The sequence below is a fragment of the Mycobacterium sp. NGS41 genome, from assembly GCF_059812725.1.
The window spans coordinates 102,701-119,399 of the sequence record NZ_JCALDF010000008.1; the positions used below are offsets into that span (position 1 = coordinate 102,701).

General features: G+C 65.0%; 15 protein-coding genes, 1 tRNA gene and 1 pseudogene. 7 read left to right on the forward strand and 10 right to left on the reverse strand.

From position 1 onward, the window contains the following. Positions 1-25: 25 nt before the first annotated feature. The 3 genes from AC5Y21_RS10275 to AC5Y21_RS10285 all read right to left on the reverse strand — a co-directional run bounded on the left by AC5Y21_RS10275 (position 26) and on the right by AC5Y21_RS10285 (position 1,345). Complete coding sequence (locus tag AC5Y21_RS10275) at positions 26-505, reverse strand: hypothetical protein (protein ID WP_499911936.1); 480 nt, start codon at positions 503-505, stop codon at positions 26-28. Beyond that, positions 502-1,077, reverse strand: a complete 576-nt coding sequence (locus tag AC5Y21_RS10280; protein WP_499911937.1) for a hypothetical protein — start codon at positions 1,075-1,077, stop codon at positions 502-504. The genes AC5Y21_RS10275 and AC5Y21_RS10280 overlap by 4 nt, the downstream gene beginning before the upstream one ends. Before the next feature lie 112 nt (positions 1,078-1,189). Beyond that, a complete protein-coding gene (locus AC5Y21_RS10285; protein ID WP_499911939.1) occupies positions 1,190-1,345 on the reverse strand; it encodes a DUF6131 family protein in 156 nt (51 codons plus the stop codon). A gap of 123 nt (positions 1,346-1,468) precedes the next feature. Here AC5Y21_RS10285 and AC5Y21_RS10290 point away from each other — a divergent pair, with 123 nt between their 5' ends. The 4 genes from AC5Y21_RS10290 (at position 1,469) to AC5Y21_RS10305 (ending at position 4,857) form a co-directional block, all read left to right on the forward strand. After that, positions 1,469-2,137, forward strand: coding sequence for a LuxR C-terminal-related transcriptional regulator (locus AC5Y21_RS10290; RefSeq protein WP_499911940.1), 669 nt, complete (start codon positions 1,469-1,471; stop codon positions 2,135-2,137). A gap of 86 nt (positions 2,138-2,223) precedes the next feature. Next, positions 2,224-3,198, forward strand: coding sequence for a non-homologous end-joining DNA ligase (ligD, locus tag AC5Y21_RS10295; protein ID WP_499911941.1), 975 nt, complete (start codon positions 2,224-2,226; stop codon positions 3,196-3,198). Next, positions 3,198-4,097 (forward strand): non-homologous end-joining DNA ligase, encoded by a 900-nt coding sequence (gene ligD, locus AC5Y21_RS10300; RefSeq protein ID WP_499911943.1) that lies wholly within the window; start codon positions 3,198-3,200, stop codon positions 4,095-4,097. Before ligD (AC5Y21_RS10295) ends, ligD (AC5Y21_RS10300) begins: the two co-directional genes overlap by 1 nt. Further along, positions 4,081-4,857, forward strand: a complete 777-nt coding sequence (locus tag AC5Y21_RS10305; protein WP_499911944.1) for an Fpg/Nei family DNA glycosylase — start codon at positions 4,081-4,083, stop codon at positions 4,855-4,857. Before ligD (AC5Y21_RS10300) ends, AC5Y21_RS10305 begins: the two co-directional genes overlap by 17 nt. Positions 4,858-4,926: 69 nt before the next feature. Here the strand turns inward: AC5Y21_RS10305 and coaE are convergent, their stop codons facing one another. The 6 genes and pseudogenes from coaE to AC5Y21_RS10335 form a co-directional block, all read right to left on the reverse strand. Beyond that, positions 4,927-6,159: a dephospho-CoA kinase gene (gene coaE, locus AC5Y21_RS10310; RefSeq protein ID WP_499911946.1), complete on the reverse strand. Its 1,233-nt coding sequence runs from the start codon at positions 6,157-6,159 to the stop codon at positions 4,927-4,929. 24 nt (positions 6,160-6,183) lie between these two features. Further along, entirely contained in the window at positions 6,184-7,629 is a 1,446-nt protein-coding gene (gene rpsA / locus AC5Y21_RS10315; protein ID WP_499911947.1) for a 30S ribosomal protein S1, read from the reverse strand. A gap of 106 nt (positions 7,630-7,735) precedes the next feature. Then, positions 7,736-9,238: pseudogene (locus AC5Y21_RS10320) on the reverse strand (carotenoid oxygenase family protein). Between the two features lie 17 nt (positions 9,239-9,255). Continuing rightward, the gene (locus tag AC5Y21_RS10325) at positions 9,256-9,888 is read right to left on the reverse strand and encodes a TetR/AcrR family transcriptional regulator (RefSeq protein ID WP_499911949.1); all 633 of its coding nucleotides are present in this window, start codon (positions 9,886-9,888) and stop codon (positions 9,256-9,258) included. 2 nt (positions 9,889-9,890) lie between these two features. Then, positions 9,891-12,575, reverse strand: coding sequence for a DNA polymerase I (gene polA / locus AC5Y21_RS10330; protein WP_499912069.1), 2,685 nt, complete (start codon positions 12,573-12,575; stop codon positions 9,891-9,893). A gap of 117 nt (positions 12,576-12,692) precedes the next feature. Beyond that, on the reverse strand, positions 12,693-13,754 hold the full coding sequence (locus tag AC5Y21_RS10335; RefSeq protein ID WP_499911950.1) for an RDD family protein: 1,062 nt from the start codon (positions 13,752-13,754) through the stop codon (positions 12,693-12,695). A gap of 189 nt (positions 13,755-13,943) precedes the next feature. Here AC5Y21_RS10335 and AC5Y21_RS10340 point away from each other — a divergent pair, with 189 nt between their 5' ends. Both AC5Y21_RS10340 and AC5Y21_RS10345 read left to right on the forward strand, forming a co-directional pair. After that, positions 13,944-14,390 carry a Zn-ribbon domain-containing OB-fold protein gene (locus tag AC5Y21_RS10340; RefSeq protein ID WP_499911951.1) on the forward strand — a complete coding sequence of 149 codons (447 nt, stop codon included), beginning with the start codon at positions 13,944-13,946 and terminating at the stop codon, positions 14,388-14,390. After that, a complete protein-coding gene (locus AC5Y21_RS10345; RefSeq protein ID WP_499911953.1) occupies positions 14,387-15,589 on the forward strand; it encodes a lipid-transfer protein in 1,203 nt (400 codons plus the stop codon). Before AC5Y21_RS10340 ends, AC5Y21_RS10345 begins: the two co-directional genes overlap by 4 nt. A 90-nt stretch (positions 15,590-15,679) precedes the next feature. On the opposite strand, the gene AC5Y21_RS10350 is transcribed toward AC5Y21_RS10345, so the two are convergent. Beyond that, the gene (locus AC5Y21_RS10350) at positions 15,680-16,294 is read right to left on the reverse strand and encodes an ANTAR domain-containing response regulator (RefSeq protein WP_499911955.1); all 615 of its coding nucleotides are present in this window, start codon (positions 16,292-16,294) and stop codon (positions 15,680-15,682) included. Positions 16,295-16,369: 75 nt separating this feature from the next. Here AC5Y21_RS10350 and AC5Y21_RS10355 point away from each other — a divergent pair. Then, positions 16,370-16,443: transfer RNA gene (locus AC5Y21_RS10355), tRNA-Leu, on the forward strand. Positions 16,444-16,699: the final 256 nt, after the last annotated feature.

The window sequence follows — 16,699 nt, forward strand, 5'->3', positions numbered from 1 at the left end:
CGGCGGCACCGCCCTGTTCGCTGAGTTACACCGCAAGTAACCGCTCGAAGAATTCGCGGTAATGCATCAGCGCCAAACGGAGGTCTTCAGTGGAAGCTTCCTGGCCCTGAGCCCACTGTTCCTCGAGACGCGAGCGCGCTTGGGCGAAACCAGTTGTGAGCTGCTCGACGAGGTCGGAGACCAGGACGTCCGCCTTCTGGACGCAGTCCTTTGGATCATCGACGAATGCCGCCTGGACGCCGGCCCACCGCGCGCGCAACTCGGCGAGCTCGTCGTCAGCGAATAGCGTTTCGGCTGTTGGTGCTTCGCGTGTTGCGCTCGCAGGCTCCGCCGATGCCGGCGCAACCGCCGACTGGCTTTGGTTGTGCTCTTGCTCCGTAGCCGGCGACGGCGCGCTTGACGGCTCCGATGGCTCGGGCGAATCGATCGCCGGGCCGGCTTCCGACATCTGGGTTTGGGACTCGTCTTGGGAACTGGTCAGTGTTTGATGTTCGTGCGTAGTCATGCGTTTGCCTCCTTGGACCTGTCACTGGCTGTATTGGTCTCGAGCAACTTTTCGAACAGCGCCCGATAGTGCACGAACGCCTCCCGCTGCTGCTCGGTGCTGACATCACCCTGCTGTTGCGACAGATGGATGCCGTGCGCGGCCCGATAGTTCTCGACGATCTGCGGATGGTCTACCGAGATGTCAGCCGCCCGCTGCTCGAAATCGTCGACGGGATAACCCCGTTCGCGCATTACGTCGATCACCAGACGATCAGCGACGCCGACGGCCGTTGCCGGGTTGTCCACGAACTTGGTCTGTACCTCGTGCCAGCGGGTTGCGAAATCCGAGAGGGCCGGAGGTGTCAACGGAACGATGTCGAGTTTGTCTCGCTGACGTTCCCGGGCAGTGAGTTCCTGCTCGGCTGCCTTCTGACTGCCCGTGCCGGACACCAAACGCTCGTATTCGTGGCCGTAGTGCTGCCTGAGTCGCGCCGTTTTTCTGCGACTGCCGATCACGCTTGCCGCAACAATCACCGCGGCGACCACGATGACGACGACGGCCGCGATCAAAATCCATTCCCAAACGGGCATCTCGTACTCCTCTCGTACACATGTCGAATAACCCGCGAGCCAACCACACAAACGCAATTTTGCGGCGCGCCGCACACCGCCGGGTTCAGCAGGTGTTTTCGACTGGAATGCCTCAGAAGTAGTGCCGGCGGCCGCCGACGGCACGTCCGGTGCTGCCCATGATCGCCAGGATCACGCCGACGACTACCGCGATGATCCCGAGGGTCCACAGAATCTGGATCTTGAGCACGAACCCTACGACTAACAGGATGATGCCGAGAATAATCATGACAAGCCTTTCCTTTAGGTGATGACTGAACGAATGATCGGGTCGGTAGGCCCGACTTCTGCTCTCAGTCGACCACCCTTAAGGGGGGTAGAAATACACCCTTAGGGAGGTAATCTCGCCGACATGCCGGCTACGCCTCACGGGCCGATCACGGTCGCGCTCGTCGATGACTACGACGTCGTCGTCAAGGGTGTGGCCAACATGCTGGAGCCATACCGCGAGCGCATCGTGATCGCAGAACTCGACTCCACCATGCCCGTCAAAGACGCGGTCGACATCGTCTTGTACGACTCCTTCGCCCAACCCGAATCCGATCACGAAGAGATCGGGGTCCTGGTTGCCAATCCTCAAGCGCGCCGAGTTGTGGTCTACACGTGGAACTTTCATCCCGATCTCGTCGAAAGTGCACGTCAACACGGAGCCCACGGGTATCTGTCGAAGACTCTGCCCGCACGCGAGCTGGTCGCCGCTTTGGAGGCAGTACATGCCGGCGAGGTGGTGATCAGCGACGTCGAAGGGCGGCCGCGCAGTGCGCCCGGACTGGACTGGCCCGGACGCGGCGAAGGTCTGAGCGACCGCGAGGCAGAGATCCTGGCGCTGATCACGCAGGGCATGAGCAACGCCGACGTTGCGCGACTGACGTACCTGAGCCCCAACACCGTGAAGTCCTACATCCGCACGATTTACCGCAAGCTCGGCGTCGCCAGCCGCACCCAGGCGGTGCTGTGGGGCGTGCACCACGGATTCACACCTGACCATCACCGCATCGAACACTGGCGCGGCGGACCCTGAGTTTCTCCATCGGCAAGCCGGGAACTCTCCGGTATGCCACTGCGCGAGTACCGCCCACCAACCGGCCCCACCTTGGACGCCTTGTCGTGATCGACCTCGCCGACCTGCCCGACGAACCGGTCCCCGACTGGCGAGCACCGACCCTGGCCACGTTGACCGACAAGCGGTTCTCCGACCCGCAATGGATTTTCGAGCGCAAGTTCGACGGGATGCGCTGCCTGGCATTTCGCGACGGCGACCGCGTGCGGCTGTTGTCACGGAACCGTAAGCCACTCAACGGCACCTACCCGGAGCTGGTCGAGGCGCTCGCCGCGCTGCAGACCTCGCGATTCGTCGTGGATGGCGAGGTCGTGGCGTTCGACGGTAAGCGGACCAGCTTCGCGCGACTGCAGGGACGTCTGGGCATCAGCGACCCGAAAGTGGCTCGGGCATCGGGGATCCGCGTCTTCTATTACCTCTTCGACCTGTTGCATGTCGACGGCAAGTCCACCGTCGACGTGCCATTGATTCAGCGTAAACGGCTGCTGCGCAACGCAGTCGAGTTCGCCGATCCGCTGCGCAACACACCGCATCGGGTCGAAGATGGAATCGCCGCCTACCGGGCCGCGTGCGGGCGCGGCGATGAAGGAGTGATCGCCAAGTTGGCGGACTCGACGTATGACGGCCGCCGATCGCCGAATTGGCTGAAGTTCAAGTGCGTTCGCGACCAGGAGTTCGTCGTCGGGGGATATACCGGTCCCAAAGGGAGCCGGACGGGTTTGGGCGCGCTGCTACTCGGCTATTACGACGGCCGCGACTTCGTCTACGCCGGCAAGGTGGGCACCGGCTTCGACGAGACTTCGCTGCGCAGCCTGCACAAGAGACTGTCGGCCATCAAGCAGGATACGCCGGCGTTCACCCGGGGTCTGGTGCGCGAGAACGGCGCCAATTGGGTACGGCCAGAACTGGTGGCTCAAATCGGGTTCACCGAGTGGACGCGTGACGGCAAACTGCGTCACCCGCGCTATCAAGGCCTGCGGACCGACAAGGAACCTGCCGACGTCGTGAGGGAGACACACTGATGCCACGCACCGGAGTCGAGGTCACCCACCCGGATCGGGTGCTCTTTCCCGCGGCCGGGATCACCAAGCGGGACCTCGTCGACTACTACTGCGAGGTAGCCGACACGATGCTGCCGCACCTGAAAGATCGGCCGCTGAATGTGCAGCGGTTTCCCCGTGGTATCGACGAAAAGGGATTTCTGCAGCAGGATTTCGCGGATGCACTGCCGGATTGGATCAGCCGCGTCGAGGTCGCCAAAGAGGGCGGCACCGTGGTGCATCCGATCGCGCAGCGGCGAGAAGCACTGGGGTGGTTGGCCAATCAGAACTGCATCACGCTGCACGTGTGGCAGTCGCGGCAGGACCGGCTGCACAGCCCGGACCGGTTGATATTCGACCTCGACCCGTCTGACAGCGACTTCGCGGCGGTGCGGGCGACGGCCAGTGCAACTGCGGGCGTGCTGGATGACTTGGGGCTGACGTGTTACCTGCAAACCACGGGGTCGCGGGGGCTGCACGTCGTAGTGCCGCTGCGTGGTGACACGGACTTCGACACGGCCCGACAGTTCGCGCGCGACATCGCCGTACTGGTGGTAGCGGACGACGCCAAGCACCGCACCATCGAAGCCCGCAAAGCCAACCGGGAGGGCCGCATCTATCTCGACGTCATGCGAAACGCGTACGCGCAGACCGCGGTAGCGCCGTATTCGGTGCGGGCCCGTGCCGGTGCGCCGGTGGCCACCCCGCTGGAGTGGGATGAGCTGCAGACCCGCGGCCTGCGGGCCGACCGCTTCACCATCAATGACATTCCGAAACGCCTGGCTGGACAACGTGACCCGTGGGCCGACATGCGGCGGCACGCACGTTCGCTGACCGGCCCGCTGCGGCGCCTGGCGAGGCTTCATGCCCGAACTGCCTGACGTGGAAGGATTTCGCCGCAGGCTGGAGGGACCGCTGACCGGCCGGCGAATTCGGCAGGTGGAGGTGCATGATCCCGGCATTCTGCGCAACACCACGGCTGCCGCGCTCGGGCGTCGCCTCAACGGCCACACGTTTAAATCCCCACGCCGGCACGGCAAGTGGTTGGTCCTGCCGACTGATGGCCCGACGCTGTTGATACACAGCGGTATGACCGGCCACCCGTACTACGCCGCCGACGGTGCTGAGAATGTGGGTTATGAGCGGCTGGTAGTGAAGCTGGATCGCGGCGAACTGCGCTACGCCGACCTCCGTAAGCTGCGCGGCGTCTGGCTGGCAGCCAGCGAGGACGATGTCGCCGAGGTCATGGGTCCGCAAGGCCCCGATGCGCTGGGCCTGGGCCTGCGCGCGTTCCGCGACGTGCTGGCCAATCGGACTGGCCGCTTGAAGCCGACCCTGATGGACCAGTCGGTGATCGCGGGACTCGGCAACCTGCTCACCGACGAGATCTGCTGGCGGGCAAAGATAGCGCCGCAGCGGTCGATCCCGGATCTGGGCGCCGACGATCAAAAACGCCTGCTTAGCGCCATGACCGGGGTGTTGCGCACGGCGGTGCGACACGGCTGTGTTCCGGGGCTGCCGCGCTGGCTCACGGGCGTGCGTGACGACCCGGACCCGCATTGCCCTCGTTGCGGCACAGCCTTGAATCATGGCCGGATAAACGGGCGAACGTCATGGTGGTGTCCGAAATGTCAGCCATGAAGGCGCGATCAGGCTAGGTGGCGATCGCAAGCGCGGCGCAGCCGGGCGCAGCGGGTCGCCACGATCAGGCTAGGGTCGCCAACCGGTTGAGTCGGCCCACTCCCAGGCTTGGTGGTAGGTGTCGGAAAACCACGGCTCCTTGGCGTCGGCGTAGCGGCCGCTATCCGTGCCGTCTGCTGCCGCGGTCTTTTCGGCCGACTGCTTGACCTTCAGGTAGTCAGCGCGCACCCCGGGATTGGCTTTCAGCCACTCGACGAACAGCAACGCGAACTGCTGATTGGGCCAGCCATCCACCCGGATATGCACATGGGTCGGCCGTCCTGGATCAGCCGAGCCATGGAATCGTTTGTGCCACCACGCCTTATCGGCACTGTGGTCATACTTACCGACGGTGCTGCGGGCATCGGCCTTGGCGGCGTCCTCGGTGATGGACTCGAGACGCGGATACCCGGCGGCCAGCAACGGCTCGACGAGTTCGTCGGCCACCGAGAGCGATTCGACGGTGATCTGGATGTCGATGACATTCTTGGCGTGAAAGTCTGGAAATTCCGGCAGGGCCGTCGATCCGATGTGGTCGACCCGCAATGCCTTGTGACCACACGCGGTCTTCAGGCGATTGACGATGCGCATGGCCTGCTCCGGCCACGTCGGATCGGGCGGCACCAGGCGCGCCGGTGCACGAAAGATCTGGCGTGCGCTCAGGTTGTGCGCGAACGGCAGGATTCGGTTGTTCCACACATCGCGGGCACGCTGCTCCAACGCCTCTGGGGTACTTGAATTGTCCAGCCAGATGTCGGCGACGGCACGGCGCTGCTCATCGCTGGCCTGCGCGGCGATCCTGGCGCGGGCGTCGTCTTCGGTCATGCCGCGTTGCTCGACCAGCCGCTGCATCCGCACCTCGACATCGGCGTGCACGATGACCACCAGTGGGAACAGCGGCGCCATCCCGGATTCGACTAGCAGCGGAATGTCTTCCACAACAACAGCATCGTCGGGTACGGCCGCGATGATCTCCGCGCGGCGTTTGGCGACCAGCGGGTGGACGATCCCGTTGAGCTTCTTGCGCTCCTCGTCGTCGGCAAACGCCTTGGCGGCCAACGCCGGCCGATCCAGCGCCCCATCCGCAAGCAGGATGTCCGCACCGAACGCGTCGACCAGCGACGCCAACCCTTCGGTGCCGGGCTCGACCACCTCACGGGCGATGACATCGCCATCGACGATGATCCCGCCGCACTGCGAGAACGTGGTGGACAGCGCCGACTTGCCGGCGCCGATACCGCCGGTCAACCCGATGCGCAGCATTACGTGGGAGCTGTCCCTAAAAAATCAAGCGCTGCCGGCGAGCTTTTCCCGCAAGGCGGCCAATTGGGCGTCGCTGGCCAGCGACCCACCCGCTGCCTTCTCCGGGGAGCCGCTGCTGGACGGCGCCTGCTCGCCACCGCCGTGCCCGGCCGCCTCGGCGGCCGCGAACTTCTCCATCTGCGCGGTGTGCATTTTGTGTCGGCGCTCGGCCTCGGCGTAGCGGGCTTCCCATTCGTTGCGCTGGGTGTCGAAACCTTCCAGCCATTCGTTGGTTTCGGCGTCGAAGCCTTCGGGGAAGATGTAGTTGCCCTGCTCGTCGTAGCTGTCGGCCATGCCGTACTTGGCGGGGTCGAACTCCTCGGTGTAGTCCTCGTTGGCCTGCTTGAGCGACAACGAGATTCGGCGACGCTCCAGGTCGATGTCGATGACCTTGACCATCGCGTCGTCGCCGACGGCCACCACCTGGTCGGGCACCTCGACGTGCCGCTCGGCCAGCTCGGAGATGTGCACCAGTCCCTCGATGCCCTCCTCGACCCGCACAAACGCGCCGAACGGAACCAGCTTGGTGACCTTGCCCGGCACGATCTGCCCGATGGCGTGGGTGCGGGCGAAGTGCCGCCACGGGTCTTCCTGAGTCGCCTTGAGCGACAACGAGACCCGCTCGCGATCCATGTCGACGTCGAGCACCTCGACGGTGACCTCGTCGCCCACCTGGACCACCTCGGAGGGATGGTCGATGTGCTTCCAGGACAGCTCGGACACGTGCACCAGACCGTCCACACCGCCCAAGTCGACGAACGCGCCGAAGTTGACGATGGACGAGACCACACCCTTGCGGATGGTGCCCTTCTGCAGCTGGTTGAGGAACTCGCTGCGCACCTCCGACTGCGTCTGCTCCAGCCAGGCGCGCCGCGACAGCACCACGTTGTTGCGGTTCTTGTCCAGCTCGATGATCTTGGCCTCGATCTCCTTGCCGATGTACGGCTGCAGATCGCGCACCCGGCGCATCTCGACCAACGACGCAGGCAGGAAGCCGCGCAGGCCGATATCGAGGATCAGGCCACCCTTGACCACCTCGATGACCGTGCCCTTGACGGCCTCGTCCTTGGCCTTGAGCTCCTCGATGGTGCCCCAGGCGCGCTCATACTGCGCGCGCTTCTTAGACAGGATCAGCCGGCCCTCTTTGTCCTCCTTCGTGAGGACCAAGGCCTCGACCTCATCACCGACGGAAACGACCTCGTTGGGGTCGACATCGTGCTTGATGGAGAGTTCGCGGGCGGGGATGACCCCTTCTGTCTTGTAGCCGATGTCGAGGAGCACCTCGTCCCGGTCAACTTTGACAATCGTGCCTTCGACGATGTCGCCATCGTTGAAGTACTTGATCGTTTTGTCTATTGCTGCGAGAAAGTCCTCGCTGGTGCCTATGTCGTTGACGGCTACTTGCGGCGAGGTGACGGTGGGACTCGGCATATTGTTGGGTTGCTCCGGACAGGGTGGGTCGTAGGGACAATTGGGGTTACCCGTCGAGGCTACTCGACGGTGCACACGCTGGACAAACTCGGTCGGTCCAGGGTGGTCAGCCCGTTCGGCGCGCCACCCTGTTGGTGAATGCGCCGTGGTAGCTCATCGGCACGTGGAACGGCAACCAGGCTTCGGCAGTGGGCCCATCGGCGACATGAGCCGCGTGGAACACCATCAACCTGCTGCGATGCTGCGATTCGTCGTATCCGACGGTGAGCAGCCAGCCGTCGTCTTCGTCCGTCCCGCCGGGCCGGGCGACGAATGTCGCCTCGATCAGGGTCTGCCCGGCCGGACAGTAGGACTGAACCGCGCCGGTGCGGTGGTCGACCCGGGCAATCCCCTGTCCGTGGAACCGGCTGGGGTCTTGGGCCGTCACGTACGAGATGTCATGTCGCATCGTCGAACGTCGCTGATCGATCTGCGGAAACTCGCATCCGAAGTCGGCCAGCGGCTCGCTGGTCACCTGGCCTGACGGCGCGATCCGGAACCGGGTGAGCACGACGGCGTCGTCGATGGTTCCGTAGCCGTCGACCTGGGCGATGTCGGAGCGGATGTGGGCGGTGTAGTACTTCATTGCGGGGTAGGTCTGCGGCGCGAACCGTGGCAGTTCGACGACGACGTCGTCGCCGTCGTCGTAGGCGTTGGTGAAATGCCAGTGGTAGAACGGGTCGGTTTCCGCTACCCGGACAGGGCCGCCGTCGCGCGGGGCAAGCACGAAGTACGACGGCACATCGGCCTTGAAACGCATTGCGTCCCAATAGGACTTGTGGCCGATGAGGGCCAGCGGATTGATCCGCAGCGGCGACACCACGAAAATCGCGTACCGCGCCGTGAGGGCCATGTCATGCACCACGCCCATGCCCGGCAATGGGACTGCGCGCAGGTATCTGGTCACGCCGTCGGGGCCGGTTTCATAGAGTCGTAGCCGCGTCCGGGGCACCGCCTCGGCCAGCAGATCCCGCAACCGCATCCCGCGAATATCGATACGCGGGAAGTACGGGTCGAAACCAAAGTTGACCTTGGTGTTGGTCACCGGGTCGTAGGTGTAGTGCGCCGAGTATGCGCGAATCGGCCATTTGAGCGCCCCACCCAGGTTGCACAGGCCAATGGTGTCGAGGGTGTCCAGGTCGAGCTCATGGGGCCATCCGCCCTCCCAGAGCGCCAGCAATTGATCGTGGTTGACCATGACGCTCGTGTTTGCGGTGTTGGCCGGCGGTCGCCCGAAGTTGGCCAGCACGCCGCCGCGGCGCTGATAAGCGAATCCCCGATCCACCAGGCGCCCGGCCGTCGTTGCCCTTCGATAGTGCCTGGTGCGTACGAACCGGTTGCGGAACCGCACCCCAGAGCCGTCGAGCACGAAAGCGCTAACCATGCCGTCTGCGTCGAAAACGCTCTCCACCTGCGATGACCCCACCGTCCAGCGGCCGGAGCCGTTGCGCTACAGGGTGCCGACCAGCTCGTCGGGCAATGCGCCCGTGATTTCGGTCACGTCGACGTTGCATTCGCCGACGATGCTTTCCCAATAGCGTGAAGGCGTTTGAACGTCCGCCAGCGTCATAAAAGACAGTGTGTCTATTATTGCTGGCCGTTGTCAATACTTTTGATGTCCTCGGCTTTGAAGGGCAGCGCCGCCCCGCCTTCCCAACACAACGTGGTCAGGTGGTCGACGAGCGCCGCTCGCGACATCGTGCCGGTGCGACACCACCATTCGCCGGCCGTCACCGCCGATCCCACGATGGCGCGCGCCCACGGCGCCGCTCCTGCTCTCCGGTCATCGTCGGCGTCGAACGAACTGGTCAGCATGAACTCTGCCGCGCTGGCGAGTTGTTCGAACACGCCGGTCGACGGCTCACTGCTCAGGGCGCGGTAGAGATTCGGCTCGGCCTTCATCCACGCGCAGATGACGTCGAAGAACAGCGCCATCCGTTGTCGCAGATCGGTGGAACCTGCTGCGCGCGTGGTGATTTCAGCGAGGAGGCGCTGCGCGGTGCGTTTGCTCAGCGCGGCCAGCAGCGCGTCGCGGTTGGGATACATCGCGTACACCGCGGACCGGACGAAGCCCGCTTCGGCCGCGACGTCGACCAGCCCGGCCGCCGCGCCGTTGGCGCGGATAGCCCGCTCGGCGGCATCCAGGAGCGCCGACTTTCGCTCGTCGGGGTCCACCCGCGAGCCGGTGGGGCGACCACGACGACGCTTTTCCGCGTGCATGGTCAGTGAGCCGCCGCGTCCCAGCTGCGCCCGTAACCCACCGACACCTCCAGCGGGACGTCGAGCGGATACGCGCCGCCCATCCTCTCCCGGACCAGCGCTTCGACCTGCTCGCGCTCACCGGGCGCAATCTCGAACAAGAGCTCGTCGTGTACCTGCAGCAACATGCGTGAGGCCAGGCCGGCCGCTTTGATCGCCTTGTCGACCTCGATCATCGCCACCTTGATGATGTCGGCCGCACTGCCCTGAATCGGCGCGTTGAGCGCCGCCCGCTCGGCGGCCTCGCGAACCTGGCGATTGCTGCTGTCCAGCTCAGGCAGGTAGCGCCGACGGCCCAGCACAGTCGAGGTATAGCCGTCCTTGCGGGCCTGCTCGACCACGTCCATCAGGTAGTCCCGCACTCCGCCGAAGCGGGCGAAATACTGGTCCATCTGCTCCTTGGCTTCCTCCGTGGAGATCTTCAGCTGCTGCGACAACCCGTAGGCGCTCAGCCCGTAGGCCAGCCCGTACGACATCGCCTTGACGCGGCGCCGCAACTCGGCGGTGACCTCCTCGATCGGCACGCCGAATGCTCGCGACGCGACGAACGAGTGCAGGTCCTCCCCTGTCCTGAAGGCTTCAATAAGGCCTTCGTCCCGCGACAGGTGCGCCATGATCCGCATTTCGATCTGGCTGTAGTCGGCGGTCATCAGCTCGCTGTATTCGCCGGTCGTACCTACGCCGACCACGAATGCATCCCGGATCTGCCGTCCGGCGTCGGTGCGGATCGGAATGTTCTGCAGGTTGGGCTCGGTCGACGACAGCCTGCCCGTCGCCGCGATCGTCTGGTTGAAGGTGGTGTGAATCCGGCCGTCGGCGGCCACCGAGTTGAGCAGCCCGTCAACGGTGACCTTGAGGCGGGTGACGTCGCGGTGCGTCAGCAGATGCTGCAGGAACGGGTGCCCGGTCTTGTCGAATAGCGACTGTAGGGCATCGGCATCGGTGGTGTAGCCGGTTTTGGTCCGCTTGGTCTTCGGCATGCCCAGTTCGTCGAACAGCACTACCTGCAGCTGCTTGGGTGAGCCCAGGTTGATCTGCTTGCCGATCACGGCGTATGCGGCCTCGGCGGCATCGCGGATCTGGTCGCCGAACTGGCTTTGCAGCTCGCTCAGCATTTTCAGGTCGACGGCGATGCCCGCGGCTTCCATATCGGCCAGCACCTGCTGAACCGGCAGCTCCATCTCACCGAGCAGGGCGGTGGAGTCGATGCGGGCCAGCTCTTCGTCGAGCGCATCGGCCAGGTCCACCACCGCCCTAGCCCGCAGGATCACCGTTTGAACGGCTTGTCCGTCCACCCCGCCTCCCCCGTCCAGGTCGTCGAGGAGCGAAAGCTGTTGCTGTTCAGGTGTTTCCGCGCGCAGCTCGCGGCGAAGGTAGCGCAACGACAAGTCGTCGAGGGCGAAGCTGCGCTGGCCCGGCCGGACCAGGTAGGCGGCCAGCGCGGTGTCGGAGGTGACCCCGTTGAGCGTCCAGCCACGTCCCGCGACGTCGTGCATGGCCAGCTTCGCCTCGTGCAGGGCCTTGGGCTTCTCGGGATCAACCAGCCAGGCCGCCAGCGCCGCGTCGTCGTCGACGGTCAACGTCGCGGTGTCGATGTAGCCGCCTTCGCCATCGGCGGCGGCGATGGCCAGCGCGGTGGCATCTCCGTCGTGGGGCAGATGGGTGCCCACAACCGCCAGCCCCGACCGGCTTCCGTCGCCGGCGTGTCCGGCCAGCCACTGACCGACGGTGCCGGGCTCCAATGCGGAGCCGCGCACGTCAAACCCCTCGTCGACCTCGGGCTCGACGGCGGCCAGCGTCTCGAACAACCGGTCACGCAACACCCGGAACTCGAGGTCGTCGAAGAGCCGGTGGATCTGGTCGCGGTCCCAGGGCAACAGCCGCAGCGTGTCCGGGGTCTGCGCCAACGGCACATCGCGGACCAGCTCGGTGAGGTCGCGGTTCAGCACGACGTTGGCCACATGCGTCCGTAGCGCGTCGCCCACTTTCCCGCGCACCGAGTCGACGTTGTCGACCAGCGATTGCAGTGAGCCGTACTCGACGATCCACTTCGAGGCGGTCTTCTCCCCCACGCCGGGAATGCCGGGCAGGTTGTCGCTGGGATCGCCACGCAGCGCGGCGAAGTCCGGGTATTGCTTGGGGGTCAGCCCGTACTTCTCGACGACGGCCTCTGGGGTGAAGCGGGTGAGTTCGCTGACGCCCTTGCGCGGATACAGCACGGTCACGTCGGGGCTGACCAGCTGCAGCGAGTCACGGTCGCCGGTGACCACCAGCACCCGGTAGCCCTGGTTCTCGGCCTGGGTGGCCAACGTCGCGATGATGTCGTCGGCCTCGAATCCCGGCTCGGCGAGCACTGTGATGCCCAGTGCGGCAAGGACTTCCTTGGTGATGTCGATCTGACCGTGGAACTCGTCGGGCGTGGACGACCGGTTGGCTTTGTATTCCGGGTAGCGCTCGGAGCGGAAGGTCTGACGCGACACGTCGAACGCGGCCGCAATGTGTGTCGGCGACTCGTCGCGCAGCAGGTTGATCAGCATGGCGGTGAAGCCGTAGACCGCGTTCGTGGTCAGCCCGCCGCGCGTCTTGAAGTTTTCCGCCGGCAACGCGTAGAACGCGCGGAACGCCAATGAATTGCCATCCAGCAACATCAGCGTCGGCTTGTCGTTGCCGGCCTTGCCGGCGGTGGTCGGGGCGGTCACGGCCTTACTCTAGGCACCCCCGGTGACATCGAGTCAGCCGCCGCTCATAGCGAAATGTACGACGCGTCATTGCCGTTGCCCAGGGGGCCACTGACGGCCGTCCCAGTAGCGCTGCCGGCCGGGATCGCCCGACGGATCCGGGGACCAACCCGGCGGGGGCGGGTTCGCCATCATCCGCTGTTGTCTCTCCGCCTGGCGTTCCCGGTACGCTGCCGCCTCGGCTTGTCGCGCCGCGACACGCCGGTTGGCGCGCTGTGCGACGAGCACACACACCCCAGTCGGAACGAGAACGCACGCCAGGAACGCAAGCCAACTGTTTTGCCAGCCCCAGTCCTGTCGACCCTGCGCGAAAACGATGATCGCAACGATGCCGGCAACGGGAGCAAGCGCATACGTCAGGCCGTGGTACCGCCGCAAGATCAAGATCCCGGCAGTCCACAACAGCGGCACGAAGAACGCCTGAATGTACGGTTCCAAGATGTGCCCGGGGCCGTAGTTGGGACTCGATCCGTCGCCCGTGACGACAGTGCCGAAAGCCCTCAAGGTCGCCAGACAGACGACCGCGGTGAGGATGGCCGCGGTAGCGAGCACCACGACGCCGACGGCCAGCCGGATTCCCGGTCGCGCCGCGCGGCTGCGCGACGCTCGCGGTGGCCCGGTGGGCAGGCAGACGGTTTGCATGATCATGTCGGCGATCGTCTGCCGTTTAGCGGTGAACAACGGCAGCAGATAGCCGACGTAGCAGAATCCGTCCAGGGTATGGACGAACTGGCGTACCACTGACAACTTGAAGCCGATCGGCTGGCCGGTCCGTTCGCTGACCACCTTGAACTTCAGCACCGATTTGCCGACGCTCGAGCCGGTGGTGCCTTGCCGGTAGCCCGAATTCCAGATCAAGAACGCCAGCAGCGAAAGACTGCCGATCAGTGCGATCAGGGCTCTGGTGCGCTCCGAGCCACCCGCCTCAGCGACGAGCATGTAGACCACGGCGACGACCACGTACCCGACCAGGAAAAGGGTTTGGTCGATGATCGTGGCGCCCACACGCCTCGCCCACGAGGTATAGGTGACCATCGCCGGCTGGCCCAGGGGCGGCCGATAGGGCGCAACAGGCGGCTCTTCGGTCATCGGCCGAACCTCAAATCGCGAGGCCAGTTCGTCGGGTCAACGCTGACCCTACCGCCGTTCGACCTACCAAGGATCCGATTTTGACGACGGTTGGATCGACGGCGGCGCGCGACTACCGCGAAAGCGCTCGGGCGCTCCCGAAACTGGAACACGTTTCAGTTTTTCCGTCGTCGTGAGTAATCTGGCGTGGTGCCAGAAGCTCTTGACAACGTCCAACCGGCAATCGATGGATGGTTCGCCACCGATGACGCCGGTTCCGCGCATCTGATCGGCAGCAAGTGCCCGCAGTGCGCCACCTACGTCTTCCCGCCCCGGGAGAACAACTGCCCCAATCCCGCCTGCGACAGCGACACACTCGAGTCCGTCGCACTGTCCACCCGGGGAAAGCTGTGGAGCTACACCGAAAACCGCTATCCGCCACCGGCGCCCTATCCCGCCCCGGAGCCTTTTGAGCCGTTCGCCATCGCCGCAGTGGAACTGGCCGCCGAGGGGCTGATCGTGCTGGGCAAGGTGGTCGAGGGCACGCTGGCCGCCGACCTGAAAGTGGGCATGGAGATGGAACTCACCACGATGCCGCTGTACACCGACGACGACGGCATCGAGCGCATCGTGCACGCGTGGAGAATCGCATCATGAGCGCGCCCGAGCCGCTTTACATCCTCGGCGCCGGAATGCACCCGTGGGGCAAATGGGGCCGTGACTTCACCGAATACGGCGTGGTCGCCGCGCGGGCTGCCCTGCGCGAGGCCGGCCTGGACTGGCGCCAAATTCAGCTGGTCGCCGGGGCCGACACCATCCGCAACGGATACCCGGGCTTCATCGCCGGATCAACCTTCGCGCAGAAGCTGGGCTGGAACGGCGTGCCCGTCAGCTCCAGCTATGCCGCGTGTGCCAGCGGCTCGCAGGCGCTGCAGAGCGCGCGGGCGCAGATCCTGGCCGGGTTCTGCGACGTTGCGCTGGTGATCGGCGCCGACACCACGCCGAAAGGGGCTTTCGCACCGGTTGGAGGGGAACGCAAGAACGACCCCGACTGGCAGCGGTTCCACCTGATCGGCGCGATGAACCCGGTGTACTTCGCGCTGCTCGCGCGGCGCCGAATGGACCTCTACGGCGCCACATCTGAGGATTTCGCGCAGGTGAAGGTCAAGAACTCCCGGCATGGGCTGCAGAACCCGAATGCCCGCTACCGCAAGGAATCCTCGGTCGACGACGTGCTGGCCAGCCCGGTGGTCAGCGACCCGTTGCGTCAGCTCGACATCTGCGCCACCTCCGATGGCGCTGCCGCGCTGATCGTCGCCAGCGCGGAGTTCGCCCGCCAACATCTCGGCTCGCTGAATGGGGTGCCCTCGGTGCGTGCGGTCAGCACGGTCACCCCGCGCTACCCCCAGCATCTGCCCGAATTGCCAGATATCGCAACGGATTCCACCGCCGCGGTTGCTGCGCCGGAGCGGGTGTTCAAGGATCAGATCCTGGACGCCGCGTATGCGGAGGCGGGAATAGGACCGCAAGACGTAAGTCTGGCCGAGGTCTACGACTTGTCCACCGCGCTGGAACTCGATTGGTATGAACACCTGGGGCTGTGCGCCAAGGGTGAGGCGGAGTCGCTGCTGCGCAGCGGCGCGACCACGATTGGCGGCAAGGTTCCCGTCAACCCGTCGGGCGGGCTCGCGTGCTTCGGTGAGGCCATTCCCGCCCAAGCGATCGCTCAGGTCTGCGAACTGACCTGGCAGCTGCGCGGACAGGCCACCGGCCGTCAGGTGGAGAACGCGACCGTCGGTGTCACCGCGAACCAGGGCCTGTTCGGGCACGGCTCGTCGGTGATCGTGGCTCGCTAGTAGCTATCTCCGTGCCGAGGGTGCGCAAATGTACGTTCAACACGGCGTGTCGCCGTACAAACACGCACGCTCGCGGCCGGACGCCGAGCGTTATTCGGCTGGGTCGGAGAGGGTTTCCAACACGATCTCGGCGACCCGCCTCATGGTGGTGCGCCGGTCCATCGCCGCACGCTGAATCCACTTGAACGCTTCGGGCTCGGTCATGGCCTGTTTGGCCTGCAGCAGGCCTTTGGCCCGTTCGACGAGCTTGCGGGTCTCCAGTCGGTCGGTCAAGGTCGCCACTTCGTGTTCCAGCGCACTGAGCTCGCCGAATCGGCTGACGGCCAATTCGATGGCCGGGATCAGGTCGCTGATCGTGAACGGCTTCACCAGGTAGGCCATCGCGCCCGCATCGCGTGCCCGCTCGACCAGGTCGCGCTGGCTGAACGCGGTCAGCACCACGATTGGAGCAATGCGCTTGCTGGCGATCTCCGACGCGGCGTCGATGCCGTCGCGACGCGGCATCTTCACGTCCATGATCACTAGGTCGGGCTTGTGCAGCTCGGCCAGCTCGACTGCTTCCTGGCCGTCGCCGGCCTCCCCGACGATGTCGTAGCCCTCCTCTCGCAGCATCTCGGCCAAGTCCAATCGGATGAGCGCTTCGTCTTCAGCGATCAGGACCCGGCGCTGCGGAGCGGCGTCGGCGTCGGTGGTGGGGCCCGTCATGACGGACATTCTGTCGTGGGCGGCAACGACCAGCGACGTCGGGGCTCATCTAAGCTAGCTGCCGAGCACAGAGCAGCCCTCGTATCCCAACTGGCAGAGGAAACGGACTCAAAACCCGTCCAGTGTGGGTTCGAATCCCACCGAGGGCACGCATAATGCCTGTTCATGGCGTAGCCGATGGCCCTGAACTAGCCGCTGGCCAGCGATCACGTCACACCTGCCACTCCAGTACCAGAAGGGTGGGATGTTTACGGTCTCCAAAGCGCTATCGCGGGCGATACTACGTTGCAAAACCACTGGCCAAACTTCGTAGGGACTGACGTGACTTACGTGACTGGGCGACGAAACTCCTTGCAGAGCAACCCAATTCAAGCCTAGAAGCTAACCGGCCTACCTTGAAATCGT

Excerpts from the sequence above, each read along its gene's own strand:
- AC5Y21_RS10305 (WP_499911944.1), top strand. The coding sequence starts at position 4,081 with ATGCCCGAACTGCCTGACGTGGAAGGATTTCGCCGCAGGCTGGAGGGA.
- AC5Y21_RS10290 (WP_499911940.1), top strand. The coding sequence starts at position 1,469 with ATGCCGGCTACGCCTCACGGGCCGATCACGGTCGCGCTCGTCGATGAC.
- AC5Y21_RS10285 (WP_499911939.1), bottom strand. The coding sequence starts at position 1,345 with ATGATTATTCTCGGCATCATCCTGTTAGTCGTAGGGTTCGTGCTCAAG.
- coaE (WP_499911946.1), bottom strand. The coding sequence starts at position 6,159 with ATGCTGCGCATCGGGTTGACCGGCGGTATCGGCGCCGGCAAGTCGGCG.
- AC5Y21_RS10275 (WP_499911936.1), bottom strand. The coding sequence starts at position 505 with ATGACTACGCACGAACATCAAACACTGACCAGTTCCCAAGACGAGTCC.
- AC5Y21_RS10325 (WP_499911949.1), bottom strand. The coding sequence starts at position 9,888 with ATGCACGCGGAAAAGCGTCGTCGTGGTCGCCCCACCGGCTCGCGGGTG.
- ligD (WP_499911943.1), top strand. The coding sequence starts at position 3,198 with ATGCCACGCACCGGAGTCGAGGTCACCCACCCGGATCGGGTGCTCTTT.
- rpsA (WP_499911947.1), bottom strand. The coding sequence starts at position 7,629 with ATGCCGAGTCCCACCGTCACCTCGCCGCAAGTAGCCGTCAACGACATA.
- AC5Y21_RS10335 (WP_499911950.1), bottom strand. The coding sequence starts at position 13,754 with ATGACCGAAGAGCCGCCTGTTGCGCCCTATCGGCCGCCCCTGGGCCAG.
- AC5Y21_RS10350 (WP_499911955.1), bottom strand. The coding sequence starts at position 16,294 with ATGACGGGCCCCACCACCGACGCCGACGCCGCTCCGCAGCGCCGGGTC.
- AC5Y21_RS10345 (WP_499911953.1), top strand. The coding sequence starts at position 14,387 with ATGAGCGCGCCCGAGCCGCTTTACATCCTCGGCGCCGGAATGCACCCG.
- polA (WP_499912069.1), bottom strand. The coding sequence starts at position 12,575 with ATGTTGCTGGATGGCAATTCATTGGCGTTCCGCGCGTTCTACGCGTTG.
- AC5Y21_RS10280 (WP_499911937.1), bottom strand. The coding sequence starts at position 1,077 with ATGCCCGTTTGGGAATGGATTTTGATCGCGGCCGTCGTCGTCATCGTG.